23 protein-coding genes are annotated in these 24,283 nt (G+C 67.2%); 14 read left to right on the forward strand and 9 right to left on the reverse strand.

The genetic code is table 11. The features are described from left to right. From EJC49_RS14385 to EJC49_RS14400, 4 genes are read right to left on the reverse strand one after another with little or no spacing between them, the layout of a single operon-like run. Positions 1-993 (reverse strand): branched-chain amino acid ABC transporter permease, encoded by a 993-nt coding sequence (locus EJC49_RS14385; protein WP_126700629.1) that lies wholly within the window; start codon positions 991-993, stop codon positions 1-3. After that, positions 990-1,901, reverse strand: a complete 912-nt coding sequence (locus EJC49_RS14390) for a branched-chain amino acid ABC transporter permease (RefSeq protein WP_126700630.1) — start codon at positions 1,899-1,901, stop codon at positions 990-992. Before EJC49_RS14390 ends, EJC49_RS14385 begins: the two co-directional genes overlap by 4 nt. Continuing rightward, entirely contained in the window at positions 1,898-2,656 is a 759-nt protein-coding gene (locus tag EJC49_RS14395) for a branched-chain amino acid ABC transporter ATP-binding protein (protein WP_126700631.1), read from the reverse strand. Before EJC49_RS14395 ends, EJC49_RS14390 begins: the two co-directional genes overlap by 4 nt. Beyond that, positions 2,653-3,459, reverse strand: coding sequence for an ABC transporter ATP-binding protein (locus EJC49_RS14400; protein WP_126700632.1), 807 nt, complete (start codon positions 3,457-3,459; stop codon positions 2,653-2,655). Before EJC49_RS14400 ends, EJC49_RS14395 begins: the two co-directional genes overlap by 4 nt. Positions 3,460-3,578: 119 nt before the next feature. Between EJC49_RS14400 and EJC49_RS14405 the strand changes: the two genes are divergently transcribed. The 4 genes from EJC49_RS14405 (at position 3,579) to EJC49_RS14420 (ending at position 7,105) form a co-directional block, all read left to right on the forward strand. Then, a complete protein-coding gene (locus tag EJC49_RS14405; RefSeq protein ID WP_126700633.1) occupies positions 3,579-4,355 on the forward strand; it encodes a GntR family transcriptional regulator in 777 nt (258 codons plus the stop codon). Continuing rightward, on the forward strand, positions 4,348-4,698 hold the full coding sequence (locus tag EJC49_RS14410; RefSeq protein ID WP_126700634.1) for a TIGR04076 family protein: 351 nt from the start codon (positions 4,348-4,350) through the stop codon (positions 4,696-4,698). Before EJC49_RS14405 ends, EJC49_RS14410 begins: the two co-directional genes overlap by 8 nt. Before the next feature lie 7 nt (positions 4,699-4,705). Further along, positions 4,706-5,755, forward strand: a complete 1,050-nt coding sequence (locus EJC49_RS14415) for an aldo/keto reductase (RefSeq protein ID WP_126700655.1) — start codon at positions 4,706-4,708, stop codon at positions 5,753-5,755. Positions 5,756-5,839: 84 nt separating this feature from the next. After that, the gene (locus EJC49_RS14420) at positions 5,840-7,105 is read left to right on the forward strand and encodes an ABC transporter substrate-binding protein (protein WP_126700635.1); all 1,266 of its coding nucleotides are present in this window, start codon (positions 5,840-5,842) and stop codon (positions 7,103-7,105) included. A gap of 106 nt (positions 7,106-7,211) precedes the next feature. Here the strand turns inward: EJC49_RS14420 and EJC49_RS14425 are convergent, their stop codons facing one another. Genes EJC49_RS14425 through EJC49_RS14435 form a run of 3 tightly spaced genes read right to left on the reverse strand, consistent with a single transcriptional unit; the run spans position 7,212 to position 10,945 of the window. Then, positions 7,212-8,687, reverse strand: a complete 1,476-nt coding sequence (locus EJC49_RS14425; RefSeq protein WP_126700636.1) for an aldehyde dehydrogenase family protein — start codon at positions 8,685-8,687, stop codon at positions 7,212-7,214. A gap of 17 nt (positions 8,688-8,704) precedes the next feature. Then, a complete protein-coding gene (locus EJC49_RS14430; protein WP_126700637.1) occupies positions 8,705-10,000 on the reverse strand; it encodes a nucleotide disphospho-sugar-binding domain-containing protein in 1,296 nt (431 codons plus the stop codon). Positions 10,001-10,018: 18 nt separating this feature from the next. Next, positions 10,019-10,945 (reverse strand): GntR family transcriptional regulator, encoded by a 927-nt coding sequence (locus EJC49_RS14435; RefSeq protein WP_126700638.1) that lies wholly within the window; start codon positions 10,943-10,945, stop codon positions 10,019-10,021. A 213-nt stretch (positions 10,946-11,158) separates the two neighbouring features. Between EJC49_RS14435 and EJC49_RS14440 the strand changes: the two genes are divergently transcribed. The 10 genes from EJC49_RS14440 to EJC49_RS14485 all read left to right on the forward strand — a co-directional run bounded on the left by EJC49_RS14440 (position 11,159) and on the right by EJC49_RS14485 (position 22,324). Then, entirely contained in the window at positions 11,159-12,226 is a 1,068-nt protein-coding gene (locus EJC49_RS14440; RefSeq protein WP_245453404.1) for a polyamine ABC transporter substrate-binding protein, read from the forward strand. Between the two features lie 223 nt (positions 12,227-12,449). Next, the gene (locus tag EJC49_RS14445) at positions 12,450-13,247 is read left to right on the forward strand and encodes an ABC transporter permease (protein ID WP_126700656.1); all 798 of its coding nucleotides are present in this window, start codon (positions 12,450-12,452) and stop codon (positions 13,245-13,247) included. Then, complete coding sequence (locus EJC49_RS14450; RefSeq protein ID WP_126700640.1) at positions 13,244-14,032, forward strand: ABC transporter permease; 789 nt, start codon at positions 13,244-13,246, stop codon at positions 14,030-14,032. Before EJC49_RS14445 ends, EJC49_RS14450 begins: the two co-directional genes overlap by 4 nt. After that, positions 14,029-15,093: an ABC transporter ATP-binding protein gene (locus EJC49_RS14455; RefSeq protein WP_126700641.1), complete on the forward strand. Its 1,065-nt coding sequence runs from the start codon at positions 14,029-14,031 to the stop codon at positions 15,091-15,093. Before EJC49_RS14450 ends, EJC49_RS14455 begins: the two co-directional genes overlap by 4 nt. 19 nt (positions 15,094-15,112) lie before the next feature. Continuing rightward, the gene (locus EJC49_RS14460; protein WP_126700642.1) at positions 15,113-16,396 is read left to right on the forward strand and encodes a nucleotide disphospho-sugar-binding domain-containing protein; all 1,284 of its coding nucleotides are present in this window, start codon (positions 15,113-15,115) and stop codon (positions 16,394-16,396) included. Position 16,397: 1 nt separating this feature from the next. Continuing rightward, positions 16,398-16,760 (forward strand): cupin domain-containing protein, encoded by a 363-nt coding sequence (locus EJC49_RS14465; RefSeq protein ID WP_245453405.1) that lies wholly within the window; start codon positions 16,398-16,400, stop codon positions 16,758-16,760. A gap of 27 nt (positions 16,761-16,787) precedes the next feature. Continuing rightward, positions 16,788-17,135: a cupin domain-containing protein gene (locus EJC49_RS14470; protein ID WP_126700643.1), complete on the forward strand. Its 348-nt coding sequence runs from the start codon at positions 16,788-16,790 to the stop codon at positions 17,133-17,135. Positions 17,136-17,209: 74 nt separating this feature from the next. Then, entirely contained in the window at positions 17,210-18,718 is a 1,509-nt protein-coding gene (locus tag EJC49_RS14475) for an aldehyde dehydrogenase family protein (protein WP_126700644.1), read from the forward strand. Positions 18,719-18,756: 38 nt separating this feature from the next. Then, positions 18,757-19,944: a saccharopine dehydrogenase family protein gene (locus EJC49_RS14480; protein ID WP_126700645.1), complete on the forward strand. Its 1,188-nt coding sequence runs from the start codon at positions 18,757-18,759 to the stop codon at positions 19,942-19,944. Between the two features lie 100 nt (positions 19,945-20,044). Next, a complete protein-coding gene (locus tag EJC49_RS14485; protein WP_126700646.1) occupies positions 20,045-22,324 on the forward strand; it encodes a beta strand repeat-containing protein in 2,280 nt (759 codons plus the stop codon). A 70-nt stretch (positions 22,325-22,394) separates the two neighbouring features. Here the strand turns inward: EJC49_RS14485 and EJC49_RS14490 are convergent, their stop codons facing one another. Further along, a complete protein-coding gene (locus tag EJC49_RS14490) occupies positions 22,395-23,339 on the reverse strand; it encodes a dihydrodipicolinate synthase family protein (RefSeq protein ID WP_126700647.1) in 945 nt (314 codons plus the stop codon). Positions 23,340-23,433: 94 nt separating this feature from the next. Next, positions 23,434-24,153 (reverse strand): GntR family transcriptional regulator, encoded by a 720-nt coding sequence (locus EJC49_RS14495; RefSeq protein ID WP_126700648.1) that lies wholly within the window; start codon positions 24,151-24,153, stop codon positions 23,434-23,436. Positions 24,154-24,283: the final 130 nt, after the last annotated feature.

A 24,283-nucleotide genomic window follows, 5' to 3' on the forward strand; every position in this document is an offset into this window, starting at 1 on the left:
TCAGGTCTCGCTTGGTGTTGAAGGCAATGGCGTCGCGGGCGGTGAGCGCCGCAGGACGTGCCGCGACATGATCCGTGCCTCGCCGAGGATGCCGCGTGGGCGCCACAAGAGGATGGCGCAGAGCGCCAGCCCGATCATGACGATCTGGAGCGAGGCCGCGCGTGCCTGCTGTTCGGCCGGGAAGAGACTGGCGACGGCCGAGCCCGACAATGCCCAGATGCCCCAAACGACCACCGCGCCGAGGATCGCGCCACGGTTGTTGCCGGACCCGCCGACGATCAGCATCGCCCACACCTGGAAGGTCAGGATCGGCTGATAATTGTCCGGGGCGATGTAGCCGATGAAATGCGCCTGCGTGGCGCCCGCGAGCCCCATGATGGCGCCGCCCAGCGCGAAGGCCTGGAGGCGAAAGCGCACCGCGCTCTTGCCGAGCGCCAGCGCCGCCGGTTCGTCTTCCCGGATGGCGCGCAGGACGCGGCCCCACGGGCTGCGGGCCAGATGCTCGAGGGCGAGGTAGAGCGCGAGGACCACGGCGGCGAGCAGCGCGAAATTGGCGAGGCTGAAGGCCAGCGGCCGGTCGGCGAGATTTGCGAAGGGGCGCGGAATGAAGCCGATCCCGAACGGGCCGCTGGTGACGGACTGGAGGTTGAGGATGCACAGATGGATGGCGACGGCGGCGCCGAAGGTGGCGATCGCCAGATAATCGGCACGCAGCCGGATCGTGAGGGCGCCGATGAGGAAGGTCGCGAAGCCGGTCGCCAGGGCGGCCCCAAGCCAGCCGGCCATGATCGGCAGGCCGAAGCCTCCGAGATGGTCAACCGTTTCCGGCGTCGTCAGGAGGGCGGACACATAGGCGCCGATGGCGACGAAGCCGGCGATGCCGACATTGAACAGGCCGGTCTGGCCCCACTGCACGTTCAGGCCGAGACAGATGATCGCGTAGCTCAGCGCGACCGACAGGAAGAAGGCGCCATAGCTCAGAAGATCGATCATTCCGGTCTCCCGAACAGGCCGCGCGGGCGCAGAAGCAAGATCGCGACGAGGATCACGAAGGCGACGGCGGCGCGCCATTCGGCGCCGATCAGCTGCACCGTCATCGCCTCGGCGACGCCGACGATGAGGCCCGCGATCATGGCGCCGGGCACCGAGCCGATGCCGCCGAGGATGGCGGCCGCAAACAGCGGCAGCAGCAGGTCGAGCCCCATCTGCGGGCGGATCTGGACGAGCAGGCCGGACATGACGCCGGCCACGCAGGCAAGGCCCGCCCCGAATATCCAGACGGTGCGGATGACCATGCGCACGTCGATGCCCGCGACGCCGGCCAGTTGGCGGTTCTCGCTGACCGCGCGCATCGAACGGCCGATGGCCGTGCGGGTGAGAAGCAGGTGGATCGCCAGCACGAGGACGACGGCGAGCCCGAGCATCAGCAACTGGTCGGGCGTCGCCCTGAGGCCGCCGCCGAGCGGCCGGGCGATCTGCAGCGCATTGGTGAAATAGACGGGCTTCGAGGTGAAGATGAACTCGAGCAGGCTGCGCAGGGTCAGCGCGGCACCGAAACTCGCCATCACCAGGATGATGACGGCGCTGCCGCGGTTGCGCAGCGGGCCGAACAGCAAGGCGTCGACGAGCAGCGCGAGGCCGGCGGTGAGCGCGATGCCAAGGAGCGTGGCGACCGGCAGCGTCCAGCCGAAGGAAAACGGACCGATGGGGCTCGCCGGACCGCCGGCCAGATAGCCGAGACCGCTCGCGATCGCCAGCGCCAGATAGGCGCCCCAGGACAGGAACTCGCCATGCGCGAAGTTGGAAAAGCGCAGGATCGAATAGGTCAGCGTGATCCCGATGGCGCCGAGCCCGATCATGGCGCCGGCAATCAGGCCATCCATCAGCACCTGCGGCGTCATGGGCGCGCCTCCGCCGACGGATGCCTCGCGCCGAGATAGAGCTCGGCCATCACCGCATCGTCGCCGAGCGAATGCGCGTCCCCTTCCAGCCGGACCTGACCCTCGACCAGCACGATGGCGCGGTCGGCGATGGCGAGCGCCGCCTTGACGTTCTGTTCCACCAGGATGGTCGTCACTCCGGTGGCATTGACCGCCTTCAGATTGTCGAAGACTTCCCGGACGATCCTGGGCGCCAGACCGGCGGACGGCTCGTCGAGGATCAGGACGGACGGCTCGACGATCAGCGCGCGCGCGACGGCGAGCATCTGCCGCTGGCCGCCGGACAATTGCCCCGCGCGCAAGGTCTTCAGGCGCAGGAGATCGGGGAACATCGCATAGAGATCGGCGATGCGGCCCGCGCGGCTCGCCTTCGGCAGGATCTGCGCGGCCACGAGCAGGTTTTCGTGGATGGTCATCGTCGTGAAGACGTTTTCGGTCTGCGGCACGAAGGCGAGACCGTGACGCACCCTGAGATGCGGCGGCATCGACGTCAGGTCGACGCCCTCCTGCACGATGGTGCCGGCATGAACAGGCACGAGGCCGGCGATCGTCTTGACCAGCGTCGACTTGCCGGCTCCATTCGGTCCAAGAAGGAGCAGGAACTCGCCCTTGGTGACCTTCATGTCGACGCCGCGAATGATCGGAAGGTCGCGCTCGTAGCCCGAGACGAGCCCATGTGTGGACAGCACGACCGGCGCGTCGGCGGCGGGCTTCATGCCACGTCTCCCAGGTAGGCGCTGATGACGGCCGGATCGCGGGCGATCTGCGCCGGCGGCCCTTCGGCGAGCAGCCTGCCGGCGGCCATGACCACCGCGCGTCCGCAGAGCCTGGCGACCATGTCCATGTTGTGCTCGATGAGCAGGATCGTCTTGCCCGCCGCATTGAGGGAGACGATGCGGTCGATCAGCAGTTCGAGAAGCACCGGATTGACGCCGGCCGCCGGCTCGTCGAGCAGGATCACCCGGGGATCCGCCATCAGGATGCGCGCCAGTTCGAGAAGCTTGCGCTGGCCGCCGGACAGAACCCGGGCCGGCTCCAGCTCGAGCCTGCTCAAGGTCACGAAGTCCAGGAGTTCGCGCGCCCGGTCGACGGCCGCCCTCTCCTGCGCCGCGATCCGGCCGGGGACGAGGAAGTTCATCCACGGGCGTTCGCCCGCCTGCGCCTGCGCGCCGGTCAGCACGTTTTCCAGAACGGACATCTCGGCGAAAGGCCGCGGGATCTGAAAGGTGCGGCCGACGCCGCGTCCGATGCGCCGGTCTGGACCTTCGCGGGCCACGTCGACGCCACCGACGCGGATCGAACCGGCGTCGGGCCGCAGGCTGCCGGCGATCAGGTTGAACATCGTCGTCTTGCCGGCGCCGTTCGGGCCGATCAGCGCGATCATCTCGCCAGCGCGCAACGAGAGCGACATTCCATCGACCGCGCGCAGGCCCCCGAATGCCTTGACGACATCGGCGACCTCGATCACCGCCGCATCCTTCGCCGCCGAGGCCTTCATGGGGTCGTGCGACGACTGCATGCGCTCCGCTTCCCGCGATGATCACAAATCTTCGATGTCTGATCTTTGATCAAACTATATTGACCGCGCGCCGGCTCGCAAGATAGAAAATGGGGATCGGCCCGAACGAGGCATGCTCCATGGCTGACGGCAGACCGGACAGACCCCTATCGCTTGCGGCCCGCCGGGATGGCGGACAGGACCGCGGCTCGCGCGGCGTCCTCGGTCCGGTCGTGCGCGATTCCCTGCAGGAACGGGTCTATCGGGAGCTGCGCGGCTCGCTGATCCACGGCGTGTTCGACGCCGGTGAGATCCTGCGCATCCAGGACCTGGCCGACACCTTGCAGACCAGCACGATGCCGGTTCGCGAGGCGCTGGCCCGGCTGGTTTCGGAACAGGCCCTGGAAGCGCTTCCCAGCCGCTCGGTGCGCGTGCCGATCATCAACCGCGAGCGGCTCGACGACCTGGCGCGCGCCCGCACGCTGGTGGAAGGCGAACTCGTGCGCCTGGCCATGGGCAACCTGACCGCGACCGACTTCGCCCGCATCCGCGACCTGACCCGCGCCTGCGAGGCCGCGTTCGGCGGGACCGCGCCGGACAAGGCGCAGGCCACGTCGGAGCTGAACCACGCCTTCCATTTCGCGATCTACGGGGCGGCGGGATCGGCGGTGCTGCTGCCGATCGTCGAGAGCCTGTGGCTGCAATCGGGTCCCTACGTTCGCGTCGCGGCGCGGGTCTATCAGGACAACCCCGAATTTTCGGCCGTTCACCACCACTGGGAACTGATCGAGGCGCTGGAGCGCGGCGACGAGAAGGCCGCAGCGAAGGCGCTGACCGACGACATCACCCAGTCCTTCAACCTGATCCGCGGGCGGCTGGACGAAGAAGCGCGGGCGCGAAAGGCGGCCAATGGCTGACCAGCGGGACGACAGTTTCGAGCTCTACGACCTGCGCGTCGAGGTGGTGGCGCCGGAGGGCGGGCCGATCCTGTGCGGCGCGAAGGTCGGGGACCATTTCGAGCTTCGCGGCGAGATGCTGCACCTGCCGCCCGGCCAGGGCATCTCGATCTATTCGCTGGCCTCCGTCCTGCCCTTGCTGGCGGCCAAGCAGCGGCCGACGCATCGAAACGACTGGATGACGACCGACGCCGACATCGCCTGCCCGGACCCGAACTGTTCGACGCGGCTGCGCATTTCGAGGACCGGCCTGCGCCGGTTCAGCCACGCCGAAACCACCCTCGTGCCGCTGCCCGATCAATGAGGCCATGATGCAGTCCTTCGAACTCGCGCCCGGCTACGTGATTTCGCGGGTCATCCGCGGCGGCTGGCAGATGGCCGGCGGGCACGGATCGATCGATGCCGCGACGGCGGTCGAGGACATGGTCGCCTTCGCCGATGGCGGCATCGTCACCTTCGACTGCGCCGACATCTACACCGGCGTGGAAGACCTGATCGGCCGGTTCCGGATGCGCTATCGCGACCTGCGCGGCGCGGAAGCGCTGAGGGCCGTCCACGTGCACACCAAATGCGTGCCCGACCTCGATCTCCTGCATCGCATCCGCAAGGCGGACGTAGAGGCGATCATCGACCAGTCGCTGAAGCGTCTGCGCATCGAGCGGCTCGACCTCGTGCAGTTCCACTGGTGGGACTACGACGCGCCGAAATGGCTCGAGGTGGCCGGCTGGCTCGCCGAACTGCGGCAGGCCGGCAAGATCGACAATCTGGGCGGCACGAATTTCGACACGGCGCATGTGACGGCGATCGCCGACGCGGGGGTTCCGCTCGTCTCCATGCAGGTGCAGTACTCCCTGCTCGACCGGCGCCCGGAGAAGGCTATGACCGCCGCGGCGGCTATACGCGGCATCTCGCTTCTGTGCTACGGCACGGTGGCGGGCGGCTTCCTGTCCGACCGATGGCTGGGCGCAGCCGAGCCGGCCGAACCGCTCGAAAACCGCTCGCTGACCAAATACAAGCTGATCATCGACGATGCCGGCGGCTGGGACTGGTTCCAGGCGCTGCTGCGGGCGCTGCGCGGGATTGCCGACCGTCATGGCAGCGACATCGCCACCGTGGCGAGCGCCGCCATGCTGACGCGGCCGGGCGTGGCGGGGGTCATCGTCGGCGCGCGCAACCGGTCGCACCTCGCCGCTAACCTGGCGATCTCGGACCTGTCGCTGACACCGCGGGACCTGGCCGAGATCGACCATGCGGTGTCGACCGCCCTGCCGCTGGAGGGCGACGTCTACACGCTCGAACGCGACCGCACCGGGCGGCACGGATCGATCATGAAATACAACCTCAACAAGGGGGCTGCCTGACCATTCGGCGAGTCGGGCGTCCGGTACAAACAGCCGAATCCGCGTAAGGCGCCACGGCGCCAGTCAAAAAAGAGGGAGAACAAAATGCGTAAGCTACTTCTATCGGGCACCGTGCTCGCCGCCATCGGTTCGGCCATCCTGCCCGCCACGGCCGCCGACTGCGACATCACCGTGGGCATCGTCATGGAACTGACCGGCCCCGCCGGAGCCTATGGCCAGGCCGGCGCCAAGGCGGTCGAAATGGCGTTCCGCGACTTCAACGACGCGGGCGGCGTGGACGGCTGCAAGCTGGTCACGGACACGCGCGACAGCCAGAGCCAGGGCAACGTCGCCGTGGACCAGGCGACACAGCTCGTCAACATCACCAAGGTGCCGGTGATCATCGGCGGCATCATCTCGTCGGTGTCGATCCCGATCCTGACGTCGGTCACCGCACCGGCGAACGTCGTGCAGGTGTCGCCCGCCTCGTCCTCGCCGACGCTGACCCAGCTCGGCCGCGACGGCAAGACCAACGGCATGTTCTTCCGCACCATCACCTCGGACGCCCTGCAGGGCACCGCGGCGGCGAAGTATGCGCTCGACCAGGGTCTCGGGAAGCTCGCCATCATCCACGTCAACAACGACTTCGGCGTGAACATGGTGAAGGAGTTTTCGGCGGCCTTCGAGAAGATGGGCGGGACGATCACCTCGGTGACGGCCTACAACGACAAGCAGTCGAGCTACACCGCCGAGGCCAACGCGGCGATGGCCGGCGAGCCTGACGCGCTCTACCTCGTCTCCTATCCGGTGGACGGCGCCACGATCGCCCGCGCCTGGATCTCCAATGGCGGGCCGCAGAAATTCCTGCTCAACGACGGCATGAACTCCTCGGACTTCATCGAGGCCGTCGGCGCGCAATATCTGAACGACGCCTACGGCACCTCGTCCGGCACGGCGGAGACGGCGTCGACGAAGTACTTCTACGAGAACTTCGAAGGCTTCTCCGGCTCGATCAAGCCGAGCGCGCCGGCAGCCGACCGCTCCTACGACGCGGGCGCGATCGTGGCGCTGGCCATCGCCAAGGCCGGCAAGGCCGAATCCGCGGCCATCAAGGCGGCGATCCCGCAGGTGGTGGCCGAGGACGGCGAGCCGATCCATGCAGGCAAGGACGAGTTCGCCAAGGCGCTGGGCCTGATCAAGGACGGCAAGCCGATCAAGTATGAAGGCGTGATCGGTCCGGTGTCCTTCGACGAGTACGGCGACATCACCGGCCCGTTCCGGCTCTGGCGCATCCAGAACGGCGAGGTGACGACCATCGGCCAGGTGAGCGCGGACGAGGTCACCGCGATCAAGGCGGACATGGCGAAGTAGCCGAGGCTTTCGCTCGAAACGCGCCCGCGCGGGGTCTCCTCGCGCGGGTTTTTCGTGCGTGGCGGCGACGGCCGCAGGCCTGACGCCGGGCGCGCCCGGCCGCCCGCTACCTGATGTACCAGCCCCAGGGTTGCTCGGTCTCGTAGGCGGTGATCTGCTTGACCTCGAGATAGTTCGACAGGCCCCAGCGGCCGAGCTCGCGGCCAATGCCCGACTGCTTGTAGCCGCCCCACGGCGCTTCGGTGAAGGTGGGCTGCGAGCAGTTGATCCAGACGATGCCGGCGCGGAAGGCGCGGGCGACACGTTCGCAGCGCGCGCGATCCTTCGACATGACCGCCGCGGCCAGCCCGAAGCGGCTGTCGTTGGCCAGGCGCACCGCGTCGGCCTCGTCCCCGAAGGGTTTCACGCAGACCACCGGCCCGAAGATTTCCTCGCGCCAGACGAAGGAATCCTCGCTCATGTCGGTCAGGATCGTCGGTTCGAGGAAGTAGCCGGTGTTCAACCCGGCGGGCCGGCGCCCGCCGCCGGCCACCGTCGCGCCTTCGGCCCGGCCGCGCTCGATGGCGGCGAGCACCTTGTCGTACTGACCCTTCGACACCAGCGGGCCGAGCAGCGTGCCCTCGTCCATGCCGTTGCCGATGCGGATCTTCGCCGCTTCCGCAACCAGGCGCTCGAGCAGCGCGGGATAGAGGCTCGCCTCGACCAGCACGCGCGAGGTGGCGGAGCAGACCTGGCCCTGGTTCCAGAAGATGCCGAACATGATCCATTCGACGGCCGCCTCGATGTCGGCATCGGCAAAGACGACGAAGGGCGACTTGCCGCCGAGTTCGAGCGACACGGCCTTGATGTCGCGCGCCGCCGCCATCATCACCTTCGAGCCCGTCGGCACAGACCCGGTGAAGGCGAGCTTGTCGACGCCCGGATGCTCCGTCAGCGGCTGGCCGGCATCGGGACCGGTGCCGGTGACGATGTTCAAGACGCCGGCCGGCAGGCCGGCCTCGGCCACGATGGCGCCAAGCTCCAGCGCAGCCAGCGGCGTGAGCTCGGAGGGTTTCAGCACCATGGTGCAGCCCGCCGCCAGCGCCGGGGCAACCTTCCACGCGGCCATCAACAACGGGTAGTTCCAGGGCACGATGGCGCCGGCGACACCGACCGGCTCGCGCACCACCTTCGTGGAGAAGCGATCGTCGCCGAGCGGGACGATCTCTTCCGGGTCCTCGTCGAGCGTCTCGGCGAGGCCCGCATAATAGGAAAAGCAGCCGGCGACGTCGCCGATGTCCCACAGCGCCTCGGGCAACGGCTTGCCGTTGTCGCGCACCTCGAGGCGGGCGAGCTCGTCCTGGCGGGCGGTCACGCCGTCGGCGATGCGGCGCAGGACGGCGGCGCGCTCCCTGCCCGACATCCTCGGCCACGGCCCCTCGTCGAAAGCGCGGCGCGCGGCCTTCACGGCACGGTCGATGTCCTCGGCGGTTCCGGCCGGCGCGTGTGCGAAGACCTCTTCGGTCGCCGGGTCGATCACCGGGAAGCTGCCGCCGCGCACCGGCGCCACCCATGCGCCATCGATGAAGAGCCTGTCTCGCATTGCCTTCTCCTCTTTCGTCACCCCACCGCGCGGCGCGGTGCGTCGGCGCGGTTCACCGCATCCAGAATACCCTTGGCCGCGCGCCTGGCGCCCTTGTGCGCCTGCATGCCGACGGCATTCCGTTGCAGGCGCGCCTTCATCGCGTCATCCGCGAGCAGCGATCGGATCGCCTCGGCAAGGCCGTCAGGCTCCCAGCGGTAGCGGTCGAGCGCCCGCCCGACGCCGGTCTCGTCGGCGCGGCGGGCATTGTCGTGACCGTCCCAGCAATAGGGCATGACGAGCGAGGGCACACCGAAGGTGAGCGCCTCGCAAAAGGAATTGTTGCCGCCATGGTGGATGAAGAGGCTGGACTGGGCGACGACCGATGGCTGCGGAAACCAGCTGCCGACATAGACGTTGTCGGGCACCGACGAATACTCGTCGCTCCATGGCCCGCCATTGACGAGGAAGCGGCACGGCAGGTCGGCGAAGACCTCGATCATCCGTTTCGTCAGGCCGACATCCATCGCCCCCAGCGAACCGAAACTGGTCAGGACCAGCGGCGCGTCGTTGCGGGTGGCAAAGCGCGGCGGCTGGTAGTCCGCTTCCTGGCGCACGCAGCCGTCGAGAAAGACGAAGCGCTCGGGATCGAGCGGCACCGCGCGATCATGGCGGATGATCTGCGGCGCCAGCAGGAGGTTGAGCCAGGGCGACGGGTCGAGGAAGCTCGCCGCCGGCGGCGGGACGAGCCCGCATTCGGTGAGGAACGCCGAAAACCGCTTGTGCGCGGGCGCCGTCACCGCCTCGTAGCGGCGGGCGAAGTCGGCCCAGCGATCGCGGTCCGCCAGCCCGAGGCCCGACAGGTAGGGCGGCACGTTCGGGTCGGGCAATTCGGTCTCGGCGCAGGAGATGACGCGGATCCAGGGCACGCCCGCATTGGCGATGGCCGGAAACATGACCACGTTGTCGAGCACGATGCCGTCGGGTTTCAGGCTGGACAGGAGCTGGCGCAGCGGCATTTCGACGGCGATCGCGGTGTCGACGATCGCATCCCAGGTCGGCCCGACATAGCTGTCGAGCTGGCGGTCCGGCGACTGGCGGAACGCGCTCTGGTGGCGCGCGATGAAGCCGGTCCAGTCGGTGGTGCTCTCGGTGCCGCCGCCGAGCTGGTACTCGGCAAAACCGTACTCCGCGAACACGCCGCTGAACCCCGGATGGCAGATGAAGACCGGCCGCGCGCCCATGCGCCGCAGTTCCTGCGCGATGCCGACGCAGTTCAGCGCCGCGCCGAAGCTCGCTTCGGGAAACAGGGCGATGGTCCTGGATGCGGTCATGCGGTTCCTGCTCGCTTGTCAGCGCGCGACGATCTTGAAGGCGGGGGGAACGCCACGGCCGGCCAGACGCGGGCGCTGGGATTGCGAGAGCTGGATATGCACGCGCATCAGATCGGCGGCAAGGTTCATCTGGCCACGCTCGATGTGCTCCAGCATCTGGAGATGTTCGATGTTCGACTGCATCAGCCGCCAGGTCGAGACGTGGCCGGACGGCGCGGCGCGGCGGCGCCGGTGGTGGTTGACCAGGGCCTCCCCCATGAACGGGTTGCCGCAGCTCTTGGCCACGAGGAGGTGGAAATCGAAATCGGTTCGGTCGAAGAGCCTGCGGTTGAAGCTGTCCTCGTCCATCCGCCGCAGGGCCAGCATCGACTGGCGCAGCGACAGGATCGCGGTCGCGTCGCGGCGGAAATCCGGCATGGCGAGCGCCACGGGCTCGGTGGCGAGCCTGAACTCGTAGCTCGCCGCCGCCGCGTCCGAACTGATCGCGAACTGCTTGAGGGTCCATTGCTGGCCGGCGCCACGCTCGGCCAGCCCGTCCTCGGACAGCCGCAGAAGCGCGTTCTGCACCGCCAGCCGCCCTTCGCCATAGCGACGCTGCAAGGCCGCGACCGTCTGGGTTTCCTCGATGCGGCCGGCGGCCAGATCGCGCAGGATCGCGGCGTGCACCTCGTCCTCGGCCTGCGCGCTGGGCTCGAGATCGAGGCCCGGCACCATCGCCGGGTCGATGGCGAGGCGATAGCCGCCCTCGGCATCGGGCGATACCAGCCCTTGCTCTGCCAGCACCTGAAGCGCCTTGCGAACGGGGGTCCGCGAGACGTTGCAGAGCGTCGCGATCGACTGCTCGATCAGCCGCTCGCCGGACACCATCCCGCGCTCGGTGGCCAAATCCAGTATTTTTTGCGCCAATTCGACATGACGCCTGTTGGGTTTGCCTGTGTCGGACATGAGCGACCCTGGTTCACACGAAGCCCGAAGAATGCGACCGCGTGGCCGGATTGGCAAGGGATGTGTCGAGGCGATCGAAAAAGAGTCGGGGAGCCCGATTCCGCTATTGACGTATTTTTTTCGAAAACAATACAATCCTGCCCGACCGAGAAGATCGCAGAAAGCGACGAGCGTCCATCCAGAGGCTGGAACATCAACATGAGGAGAATCCCCGTGACACCGACGAAAGGGTCCGTAACCAGGAGCCGGGCCATCCGCCTGGCGACCGCAGCAGCCATGCTCGGCGTCGCGCAGAGCGCATCGGCCGCCGACCTGGTCATCTCCAACTGGGACGGCTACATGGCGCCCGACATCGCCGAGACCTTCAAGGCCGCGACGGGCCTCGATGTCGAGATCGTCAACCACGCCACCAACGAAGAAATCATGGGCAAGCTGATGGCGAGCCAGGGCAAGGGCTACGACGTGGTCTTCGTCTCATCGCCCTTTGCCGAGATCCTGAACAAGCAGGGTCTGCTGGCCGAGATCGACAAGGCCGCGGTGCCGAACCTCGCCAACCTCTATCCGGAGGCGGCCGCCCTCGCCTACGATCCCGGCACGAGTTTCGCCGTGCCATACGCCTGGGGCACGACGGGCCTTTGCTACCGTTCGGACCTCGTCGAAGGGACGCCCGACAGCTGGATGGCGATGCTGAAGCCGGCGGACGCGCTGAAGGGCAAGATCACCATGCTGGCGACCGATCGCTGGCTGATGGGCGCCGGCCTGCTCGCCGAGGGATCGTCGGTCAACGAGAGCGATCCGGCCAAGATCGATGCGGCGAAGGCCTTGCTGATCGAGGCCAAGAAGACGCTTCTCGCCTATGACGACACGACCTTCTACGCCAAGCTCGTCTCGGGCGAAGCCTCGCTCGTGCATGCCTGGGACGGCTGGTGCAACTACGGCATCGCCGAGAATGCCGACATCAAGTTCGTGGTGCCGTCGGAAGGCTCGGACCTGTGGGTCGACACGATGGTGGTGATGAAGAACGGCGACAACACCGACAACGCGATGAAATTCCTGAACTTCGTGCTCGACGCGGAGAACCACGCCTGGGCGGCCGAGAACATCCTCTACAAGGTGCCGAACAAGGCGGCCATGGACAGCCTCGATCCCGCGCTTGCCGAGCAGTATCCGAACATGGGCATGACGCCGGCGGAACTGACCGGCTACGAGCTGATGCGCGACCTGGGCGACGCCCAGCGCCTCTACTCGCGCGCCGTCAGCGAGATCAAGGCCGCGAACTGACGAGGCGGGGCGACAACCGAGCCCCGATCCGACGAACAGGACGGGGAGAGCGCGCCAGCGCCCTCCCCGTCTCCCATCCCGGTGGACTTGCGGGAAGCGCGATCGACACCGGCCTCGTGGCCGGTCGGCCCGCCGCAAGCATGCAACAGGCATCTTCTTGTCCTTCCAGGCCACACGACCAAACCTGCTCGCCGCGCCGGCCATCGCCTGGCTGCTCGCGTTCATGGTTGCGCCGTGTCTCCTGATCCTCGGCTATGCCTTCTTCGAGCGCGGCACCTGGGGCGGCGTGGTCTACACCTTCACGCTCGAAAACTTCGAACGGGTGTTCGACCCGCTCTATGCGCGCATCTTCCTGAACTCGGCACGGATCGCGGCCACCGTGACGCTGCTGGCCATCCTGATTGCCTATCCGGCGGCCTACGCCATCAGCCGCGCGCCGAAATCGAGGCAGCCGCTCCTGCTGTTCTTCGCCGTGCTGCCGTTCTGGAGCAACTACCTGATCCGCACCTATGCGTGGATCGTGCTGCTCAACCGCGAAGGCCTGATCAACAACGTGCTGCGCTGGGGCGGCTACGAAGGCGAGCCGCTGTCGATGCTCTACAGCGAGGGCGCGGTGATCACCGGGCTCGTCTACAACTACCTGCCCTTCGTGATCCTGGCGATCTATTCCAGCCTGTCGCGGCTCGACATGAGCCTGATCGAGGCGTCGCGCGACCTCGGCGCGGGGCCGATCCGCACCTTCCTTCGTGTGACGCTGCCGCTGACCCTACCCGGCGTGGCGGCGGGCGGCGTCTTCGTCTTCGTGCTGTCGATCGGCAATTTCGTGACGCCCGCCCTGCTCGGCGGCGGCCGGTTCCAGATGATCGGCAACCTGGTCTACGACCAGTTCCTCACCGCCAATGACTGGCCCTTCGGCGCCGCGCTGGGCATGATCCTGATCGCCATCATGATCGTGCTTCTGACGCTGCAGGCGCGCGCCACCAACCGCGCGGCCGGAACGGTGCGGGAGGCCGAACGATGATGGGCTTCACGCGCCAGAACGCCGGTGGCCGGGCGACGCTGATCGTCGTCTTCGGCTTCCTCTATCTGCCCATCGCCGTGCTCGTCGGGCTGTCGTTCAACGAGGCGGGCCTGCCCACCGTCTGGTCCGGCTTCTCGACGAAATGGTACGGCGCGCTGCTCGGCAACGCCAACATTCTCGGCGCGGCCTGGAACACGCTGATCGTCGCCATCTTCGCGACCGTGATCTCGACCGTGCTCGGGACGCTGCTCGCCATCGGCATCGAGACGCGGCGTCGGGCGAGCAACGGCCTGGAAGCGCTGGTCTTCGCGCCCATGGTCATTCCCGACATCGTGCTGGCGGTGGCGCTGCTGTCGTTCTTCTCGCGGCTCGACGTCACGCTCGGCCTGCACACGATCATCATCAGCCACGTCATCTTCGATCTCGCCTTCGTCTGCTCCATCGTGCGGGCGCGGCTGAAGCATTTCGACTATTCGATCGTGGAAGCCTCCCGCGATCTGGGCGCCTCGCCCTGGACCACCTTCTGGCGCATCACCTTCCCGGTGCTGATGCCGGCGATCGTGGCCGGCGCGCTGCTCGCCTTCACGCTGTCGATCGACGAGTTCATCATCGCCTTCTTCACATCGGGGGCCGGACGCTCGTCCATCACGCTGCCGATGCAGATCTACTCGATGATCCGCTTCGGCATCACCCCGGAAATCAATGCCCTCGCCACCATCGTCATGAGCGTCAGCGCCGCCGCGCTGCTCCTGTCGCAATGGCTCAACAAAGACCAGTTGCGATGACCGACGCGCCGACGACCATCGAGGATGCGATCCTGCGCATCGAGACCCTGTCGAAGGATTTCGGGCCGGTGCGTGCCGTGGACGGGGTGTCCCTCGACATTCGCCGCAACGAGTTCTTCGCGCTGCTCGGCCCGTCGGGCTGCGGAAAATCCACGCTGCTGCGCATGCTCGCCGGCTTCGAAATGCCGAGCAGCGGACGCATTCTTCTCGAAGGGAAGGACATCTCCAGCCTGAAACCGGAGCGGCGCCCGCTCAACCTGATGTTCCAGTCCTACGCGCTGTTCCCGCACATGAGCGTCGTGCGCAACATCGCCTACGGGCTGGAGATGGAACGGCTGCCCCGCGCGGAGGTGCGCGCCCGCGTCGACGAGATCATGGCGGTGACCGACCTGACCGGGTTTGCGGACCGCAAGCCCGAGCAACTGTCCGGCGGCCAGAAGCAGCGCGTGGCGCTGGCGCGCGCCCTGGTGAAGCGGCCGAAGGTGCTCTTGCTGGACGAACCGCTCGGCGCGCTCGACAAGAAGCTGCGCGAACGCATGCAGCTCGAGCTCAAGCGCCTGCAGCACGATGTGGGCATCACCTTCATCATCGTCACGCACGACCAGGAGGAAGCGCTGGTCATGGCCGACCGGATGGCGATCCTGAAGGACGGCCAGCTGTTGCAGTGCGGCTCGCCCGAAGACGTCTACGAGAGCCCGACCGACCGCTTCGTCGCCAACTTCATCGGCGTCATGAACTTCATCGAGGGCGGGATCGGCGCGGACGGTCATTTCACCGCCGAGGGCATGCGCCTGCCCGTGCCGGGCATCGCGGCCGGGCCGACCGCGCTCGCCATCCGGCCGGAGGACGTGGCGATCGACCATGGCGGCGGACACGGCATCGCCGGGCGCATCACCGACATGGCCTATCACGGCCTCGACCGCGTGCTGCACGTGGCGATCGACGCCTGCGAAACACCCCTGCAGGTGCGCGTACCCGCGCGCATCGAGGCCGGCCACGCGATCGGCGAGCCGATCCGGCTTTCGATCGCGCCCGACCGCTGCAAGTTCTTCCCCGCCTGAGCCGAAAGAGGAGACCCCCATGTCGAAGACCATCGCATTCTTTCCCGAGGCGGCTTTCGGGCCGGCGCTCAATTCCGTCGGCATCGCGCAGGCGGTGCAGGCGCTCGGCCACAAGGCCGTGTTCCTGTCCGACCCCGGCTTCGTGGCGGTCTACGAAGGCTATGGCTTCGAGGCGCACCCGGTGAACCTGTCGGCACCGATGCCGCCCGAGCAGATGGCGAAGTTCTGGGAGGACTTCATCAACGGCCACATCCCCAATTTCCGCAAGAGCCCCTACGACCAGATCGACAATTACGTGAAGGACTGCTGGACGGCGATCGTCGACACAGCGAAATGGGCGCAGAAGGACCTGCCCGGCGTGCTGGACACGATCAAGCCGGACCTGATCTGCGTCGACAACGTGATCCTGTTCCCCGCGATCAAGCAGTACGGCAAGCCGTGGGTGCGCATCATCTCGTGTTCGGAAAACGAGATCGAGGATCCGAAGATCCCGCCGCACCTTTCGGGCTGCGGGGCCAAGGACTTCGCCTGCCACGACGCCTACCGGGCCCGCTTCAACGAGGTGATCAAGCCGATCCACGACGATTTCAACGCGTTCCTGGCCTCGACCGGCGAAGCGGCCTATCCGCTCGGCCAGTTCTTCGAGGCGTCGCCGACGATGAACCTGCTGCTCTATCCCGAGGCGGTGAAGTTCGAGCGTGAACATCCGCTCGATCCGAAGCAGTTCCAGTATCTCGAAGGCTGCGTGCGAACCGAGAAGCCCTACGAGGTGCCGACCTTCGCCGAGAAGAACGACAAGCCGCTCATCTACGTTTCCTTCGGCAGCCTGGGCGCCGGCGACACGGAGCTCCTGAAGCGCATCATCGCCACGATCGGCACCCTGCCCTACCGGGCGCTGGTCAATGTCGGCGACTACAAGGCGAGCTACGAGGATCTGCCTGGCAACGTCGTCATCGAGAGCTGGTTTCCCCAGCCTTCGGTGATCCCGCAGGTCGACGCGGTGATCCACCACGGCGGCAACAACTCCTTCACCGAGTGCCTCTATTTCGGCAAGCCCGCGATCATCATGCCCTATGTCTGGGACGGGCACGACAACGCCACCCGCGTCGACGAGATCGGCCACGGCTTCAAGATGCCGCGCTACGACTGGACCGACGCCGACCTCGCCGCCAAGCTCGACGCCTGCATCAACGACCCCGCGATGAAGGCCAGGCTCGCCGCCACCTCGGCGCACATGCAGTCGCAGAACGGGCCGAAGAAGGCCGCCGCGATCCTCGACGGCATCGTCACGGCGGGTGCGTGACGTGACCGAGACGCTGAAATCCACCGCGCCGCACATCCACGGCGCCACGACCTTCGACGACCTCGTCGACTGGGGCGTCCAGTCCGACGCGATCGAGGGCGCCTCGGCATCGTCGGGGCGGCTGCTGTTCAAGGGACCGAACAACCAGCCCGAAACCGGCATCTGGGTCTGCACCCCCGGCCGCTGGCGGCTGTCGATCCCGCGCGACGAGTTCTGCCATTTCGTGTCGGGCAAGGCGGTCTACCGCTCCGACGATGGCGAGACGATCGAGGTCGGCCCCGGCACGGCGGTGATGTTTCCCGCCGGCTGGACGGGCGAATGCACGGTCATCGAGACCATGCGCAACATCTACATGCTGGCCTGAGCGCCGGCGCAATCCGAGGACAACGACATGACCGCCACACCGCTGATGCGCAAGCCGCTCGAGCAGACGGACCTCAAGGACTGGGGCGTGATCCCCACCATGATCGAGGGCGAGAGCCGCACCTCGGGCCTTCTGATCCACAAGGGTCCGGAGGGCCGCTCCGAATGCGGATTGTGGGTCTGCACGCCCGGCAAATGGGAGTGCCACGTGACCCGCGACGAGTTCTGCCACTTCCTCGAAGGCCGCTGCACCTATGTGCACGAATCCGGCGAGGTGATCGAGATCACGCCCGACACCGCGGCCTTCTTCCCGCAGGACTGGAAGGGCGTCTGCACCGTCCACGAGACGGTGAAGAAGGTCTACATGATCCGCTGAAGCGCGGCCCGGCCAGGAACGGTCTTCGGTTCGCGACAGCGAGCCGGCGACGACAGACGAACGAGGACAAGCCCATGCGCTTCGATCTGAGCAAGCCGTATCACTTCGCCGAGGGCGGCTACCGCGCCTCGTCAGGCCCGGCGATGCCCGTCATCGACCCGGCGACGCTGGCGACCGTCGGCCACATCGCGGAAACGAGCGCCGCCGAGATCGAGGCGGTGCTGGCGGCCGCAAGCAGGGCGCAGAAGGCCTGGGCGAAGCTCGACGCCAAGAGCCGCGCGACGATCCTGCATCGGATCGCCAATCGCATCGAGGCGACCGACATGCGCTTCTGTGCCGAGACCATGTCGCGGGAGATGGGAAAGCCCTATCCGGAGGCGATCGGCGAGGTGGCGAACTGCGCCGGCGCCTTCCGCTACTTCGCCGAGATGGCGCGCGACGAGGCCGGCAAGATTGCCGGCACGACGCAGGCGGGATCGTTCCAGTTCGCGCGTTACGAGCCGCTCGGCGTGTCGGTGCACATCATGCCGTTCAACTTCCCGATCCTCTTGATGTGCTGGACGGTGGCCGCGTCGCTCGCCTCGGGCAATGGCTGCGTGATCAAGCCGGCACTCGCCACGACGCTGTCGACGCTGATCTTCATGGAGGTCTTCGCCGACCTGCCCGAAGGACTGATCGCCTGCCTGCCGGGCGGCGTGGATGTCGGGCAGGCGCTGATCCACTCGCCCCGCACGCATGCCGTCGCCTTCACCGGCTCGGTGGCGGCGGGCCGGGCCGTCGCGATGGCCGCGGCCGGCGAGATGAAGCCGGCGGTGATCGAGGCCGGCGGATCGGACCCGATGATCATTTCGAGAAACGCTCCGCTCGACGTCGCGGCGGCGGGCGCGGTGACGGCGGCCTTCCACATGTCGGGGCAGGTCTGCACGTCGGCGGAGCGGTTCTTCGTCGTCGACGAGGTCCACGATGCCTTCATCGAGCGCTTCGCGGCCGAGACGCGACGACTGCGGGTCGGCAACGGGTTGTCGAAGGCCGAGATCGGGCCGCTGGTTTCGAAGGCCGCGCGCGACAAGGTGATCCGTCTCGTCGAGGACGCCAAGGCGAAGGGCGCCACCGCGGTCGTCGGCGGCCGCGTGCCCGCGAGCGAGCCGGTCGGCTGGTTCTACGAGCCGACCATCCTGACCGGCTGCACGCCTGACATGGACATCCTGAAGGAGGAATGCTTCGGCCCGGTCGCCGCCGTCTGCCGGGTGAAGGATTTCGACGAGGCGATCGACATGGCCAATGCCAGCGAGTTCGGCCTGGGCGCCTCGGTCTTCACCACCTCGCTCGAGGAGGCGATGGAAGCGGCCGAAAGGCTGGAGGCGGGCATGGTCTGGGTGAACAACCCGCTGATCGACAACGACGCCCTGCCCTTCGGCGGCTGGAAGAAGTCCGGCATCGGCCGCGAACTCTCGCGGCTCGGGCTCGACACGTTCCGGCGGTCGAAGATGGTCATCATCGACCACAAGCCCGTCGTGCAAGGCTGGTGGTACCCCTATCCAGACGACTGGTTCTACGAGGCCGGCGGCCGCAAGCACGTCTGACATCGCCCTTGGAACTCCACAAATTCAGGAACGACCCCATGATCATCACCCTTCTCGGCGGCGCCGGCTACATGGGCGCGGGCATCGTCCGCGACCTGGTTTCCGACCGCGCCATCGTCGACATCACCCGGGTGCGCGTGTGCGACGCCTCGCGCGAGAAGATGGAGGCGCTGGCCGCCGAACTCGGCGATCCGCGCATCGAGCTGGTCGACCTCGACGTGGCAACCCCGGCGGCGCTGCAGGCGGCGATCGCCGGCTCCAGCATCTGCATCAACTGCGTTCCGACCCTGCTCGGCTACCAGATGCGCATCTTCGAGGCGGCGCTCGCCGCCAAGGTCGCCTATGTCGATCTGGGCGGGCTCGGCACCTATACGGTCAAGCAGATGGCCGAGCACGAGCGGTTCCAGGCTGCGGGCGTGACGGCCGTCATCGGCGCGGGGGCCGATCCGGGCATGTCGAACGTGATCTGCCGGGCCGTCGCCGACGAGTTGGACGAGATCGATTCCATCAAGCTCTACTGGGCGGCCGAACTGGTGGGCGAAGAGAACCCCGTCCTCGTGCCGCCATACAGCGTCTCCACGGTGCTTGCCGAATATGCGCATGAGAGCACGCAGTTCTACGACGGCAGGCACGTCACCTGCCCGCCGATGAGCGGGCGCGAGTTTCTCGACCTGCCGGAGCCCTGGGGACGTTGCGAATTCATGCACTCGCCACATTCCGAACAGCTCACCGTGCCGCTGGCGGACGGCATCCGCGAGAAGGGCATCAAGGAGTTTTCCTGGAAGCTGCACCTGCCGCACCGGGAGCACGAGGCCTGGGTGGGGCTCGTGAAGGCCGGATTCGGCGATTTCGACCGGCCGGTGGAGATCGGCGGACAGAAGGTCAGCCCGCTCGACGTCCTGAACAAGGTGATCGAGCGCAACATGCGCGAGAACGCGCAGAACATTCCCGAGCAGGACAGCCACGAGATCCACTTCGCCATCGGCAAGGGTCGCAAGGACGGCCGGGAGCGGACCGCCACCGTGGAGGTGATCGTCAAGCCGGACGATCTCTACAAGCCCTATGTCGACGCCTGCACCTCGATGAACGGGTCGATCGCCGCGCAGCTGATCCTGTCGCAGCCGATGCGGCCCGGCGTCTTCGCGCCCGAGGCCTATTTCGACGTGCCGACCTATTTCCGCGAACTCGAAAAGCGCAAGTTCATCATCGGCAAGAGGGTGGAGTAGCGGCGAGGCGGCCGGCGCCTCAACCGGCGCGCGTTTTCACATGATTGTTACAAGGAGCCGATACGCGACGAGGGATTGACCTGCCAGAAAGGGATTTTCCGTGTCGCGTAAAGCTCTTACCCGCTTCCTGCTGCTCAGCACAGCTGCTTCGGCGCTCGCCTGGGGCGTGTCCTATCCCGGCTCGGCTGCGGCCCAGGCCTGTTCGCCGTCGAGCCCTGCGAACGGCGCGAGCGTGACCTGCAGCGGATCGGGCGTCGGCATCGAGAACACCAGCCTCGACGATGCGACGATCACCGTCGAGGAAGGTGCCGACGTCAATGGCGGCTCCGGACGGGCCTTCCGCTTCCGCGACGGCGTGACGATCACCAATGACGGCACCATCCGCTCGAACAGCCAGCACGCGATCCAGGGCGGCGCCAATGCCACCGTGACCAACAACGGCACGATCACGGGCGGGTCGTCGGAAGACGACGGCATCAACCTTGGAAGCAACGCGCTGGTGACCAACAGCGGCACCATCACCGGCAGCGACGAAGGCGTGCAGGTGGGCAGCGGCAGCCGGGTCGAGAACGACGGCGCCATCACGGGCGGCGACCACGGCCTGTCCGGCACGACCAACGTCACCGCCATCAATTCGGGCACGATCACCGGCAACGTCCGCGACGGCATCAACGTGGAGGGCGGCGCCCGCATCGAGAACAGCGGCACGATCACCGGCGTCGACGACGGCGTCCAGGTCGAGGGGAACTCGACGATCGTCAACGGGACGGACGGCACGATCACCGGCGGCGACCACGGCATTTCCGGCACGACAAACGTCACCGTCATCAATTCGGGCACGATCACCGGCAATGTCCGCGACGGCATCAACGTGGAGAGCGGTGCGCGCATCGAGAACAGCGGCACGATCACCGGCATCGACGACGGCGTCCAGGTGGAGGCGAATTCCACGATCATCAACACCGCGACGGGCGTGATCAGCGCCGACGGCGAAGCGATCAACGCCAATGCCGACAACGTCACGATCGAGAACTACGGCATCATCGAAGGCGGCGATGACGGCATCAACGCCGCCCGCAACGCCATGATCACCAATTATGGCCGCATTACCTCGACCGGCGACCAGGACGGCGTGGATCTCGATTCCGGCACGGTGATCAATTACGGGCTCATCGAGTCGCTCGGAAACGAGGACGGCATCGACTTCGACTACTCGACCGATGCATCGCTGGTGGTCAACTACGGCACGATCCGCGGCGCCATCGCCATCAACACCCACTCGGATGACGGCATCGTGCCCGACGACGAGGGCGCGCAGACCATCGTCAACCATGGCACGCTGATCGGCCTTGGCGGAACCGCGCTCAATCTCGGGCTCGGCGACGACGTCGTGATCCTCAACGAAGGCTCGCGCATCGTCGGGCTGATCGAGATGGGCGGCGGCAACGACACCCTGATCGTCAACTACGTCAAGCTCGAGCGTCTCGACATCGGCTCCGCGATCGAAACCGTGACGACGGCCGGCCCGTCCTTCGTCGGATCGTCGGCCATCATCCTCATGGACCCCGTCGCGCTCGGCGCGGGCGACCGCGACGCGCAGGATCTGGCGTTCAACCTGTCGCGCACGGTGCTGACGGCGCCGGGCGGGCGCGGTTTGTGGACCGCCGGCCGCGGCGCGTCGCTCGGCGACGGGGATCGCACCTATCTCGGCGGCGTGATCGGCTATGATTTCGCGGTCGGCGGCCATGCACTGGGCGCCTACGGCGCCTTCGCCAAGGCCGGCGACCTCCAGGCCTGGATCGCCGGCCTGCGTTTCGATCTCGCCGAAGGCGGCCCCTTCGACCTGCAGGCGACCGCCTTCGCCGGCGTGACCGACGGGGACGAACTGGCGGGATCGGACGGCGCCGACGGCACGCTCCTCGGCATCGCGGCACGCGCCTCCTACGCGCTGATCCAGGCAGCGCCCGGTGGCTTCGGCCTCGACTTCGCCGCCGAAGGCGGACTGAGCCGCCACGCCGTGGACGGCTACACGATGTCGAACCTCGACACCTCGATCGGCGATCGCGACACGACGGCCGGCTATGCCCGGCTGGAAATCGGCGTGCCCTACTCGATCGATCCGGAGACCACGCTGCGCGGCTTTGCCCATGTCACGCACCATACAGGGTCGGCCGACCTGATCTCGGCCGCCTTCGAGAACCAGACGCTGCGCTTCGCCTCCGGCGCGGATCTCGACCGGACGGCCTTCGGCCTCGGCGCCTCGTTCACGCGCAAGACGGCATCGGGGCTGGCCTTCGACGCCAGCGTCGAGACGAGCTTTGCAGATGGCGATGCCGACGTCGCCTTCGGCCTGACGCTGCGAATGCCTTTCGGCCGCTGACCGCGCCCGAACGCAAAAAGAGAGCGCGGCCGCCGCCGCGCTCTCTTCCGTTGCAACGATGCGGGTCGGCTCAGCCGCCGGCCGTCTCGACCCAGTCCGAATACCAGGCGCGGAAGAGCGCATATTGCGCCTCGGCATAGTGGCGCTGGGAATCGGTCAGCGCGTCGGTCTCGTTGAAGTGCAGCGTGTATTCGACGTCGCCGTTCAGAACCATCAGGTGCTTGTAGAAGAGCACGAGGTCCGGCCCCTCGTCGAAGGAGGACAGCACGCCCAGCGCCTGTTCCAGTTCGAGCGCCCGCGCCCGAGCGCGGGCATCGCCCCTGGCGGCCTTCTGGCAGAGCGAGACCAGATGCAGCACCTCGCGCGGCAGCGCATTGCCGATGCCGGTGATGGCGCCGGTGGCGCCGCAATTGACGTAGCCGTGGAAGACATTGGTGTCGACGCCGACCATCAAGGTGACGTCCGGGCTCTGCGAGGTGATGTTTTCGGCGGCGTAGCGCAGATCGGCGGCGCCGCCGAACTCCTTGAAGCCGATCAGGTTCGGGTGCTCGGCGCGCAGCGCGAAGAACAGGTCGGCGCGGGTGGCGAAACCGTAATAGGGGCTGTTGTAGATCACGGCCGGAAGGTCCGGCGCCGCCGACAGCACGGCCTTGAAATGCGCCTTCTGGGCGATGGGCGAGTTTCCCCGCGACAGGACGCGCGGGATCACCATCAGGCCTTGGGCGCCGACGCGGGCGGCGTGCGCCGCATGGGCCACCGCCTGCCTGGTGTTGACGGCGCCGGTGCCGACCACAGTCGGGACACCGGCCTCGACGAGCCGGGTAACGCCTTCCATGCGCTGCTCGTCGGTGAGCAGCGGCCAGTCGCCCATGGAACCGCAATAGACGACGGCGGACATGCCGGCTTCGACGAGGTCCTTCGCCTTGCGGACGAGCGCGTCGAAATCGGGCTGGCGATCGGCCGTGCACGGCGTCATCAGGGCCGGTATGGTTCCGGTGAAGATACTGCTCGTCATCATCGTTTCTCCCGCGCGACATCCAGCGCGCCAGCCCTTCCTACCGCAAGGCGCCCGTCTTGTCGACAACGAATATACAAGAAGCCGCGATGCCTCAAAGCGGCAGGTCGGCGTTGATCCGCGTGTCCCTGGAGACGTAGGCCTGTATCTGGCGAACGATCTGGTCGGCATGCGCCTTGGCGACGCGGTCGGCCCGCGCGACGTCCCTCGCCTCGATCGCGGCGATCATCTCCTCGTGCTCGTCGAGAAAGGCGAGCGGCAGGTCGTCGTCGAAGGAGGAGTAATAATAGCGCAGCAATCGACGGCCTTCGTCGAGCAGCCGTTCGAACAGTTCCGCGTAGTAGCCGTTGCGGCCGGCCCGCGCGATCGCGGCGTGGAAGTCGCGGTTGACCTCGATCATCGCCGCCACGTCGCGCTTCGACACCGCATCCGCGTAGGCCGCCTGGTGGGCGCGGATGCCGGCGAGCTCGCCGTCGCGGCGGTGGGCGGCGGCCAGCCGCGTCGTCACCCGGTACATCAAGGTGAGCGCATCGAAGAACTGCGGCAGGTCGAGGACGTCGATCGGCGCCACGACCGTGCCCCGGTTGGGCAGCGTGACGACCAGCCCCTCCCCCGCGAGCTTGACCAGCGCCTCGCGGATCGGCGTTCGCGACATGCCGAAGCGTTCGGTCAGCGCAACCTCGTCGATGGCGCTGCCGGGCGCGATCGTCAGCTCCAGGATCTCCCTCTTCAGGGTCGCATGGACCGTCGACACGCCGCTGCCGCGTTTCGGCCGTGAGGCATCCGGTGCCGCGTCGCTGGTCTGGTCGTTCATGGGCCTCGCCTTGCGCGCATGAGCCATTGGCAAAGGCGGTAGGTATCAGAGCGGGACCGCCGCCGATAGGTTTGGCTTGCGTTGTTGGTTGGGTGTTTTTGGGTGTTTTGGTCAAAAAAAATCCCCCGGG

This window comes from Aquibium carbonis (assembly GCF_003970795.1).
GTDB classification, from domain to species: domain Bacteria; phylum Pseudomonadota; class Alphaproteobacteria; order Rhizobiales; family Rhizobiaceae; genus Aquibium; species Aquibium carbonis.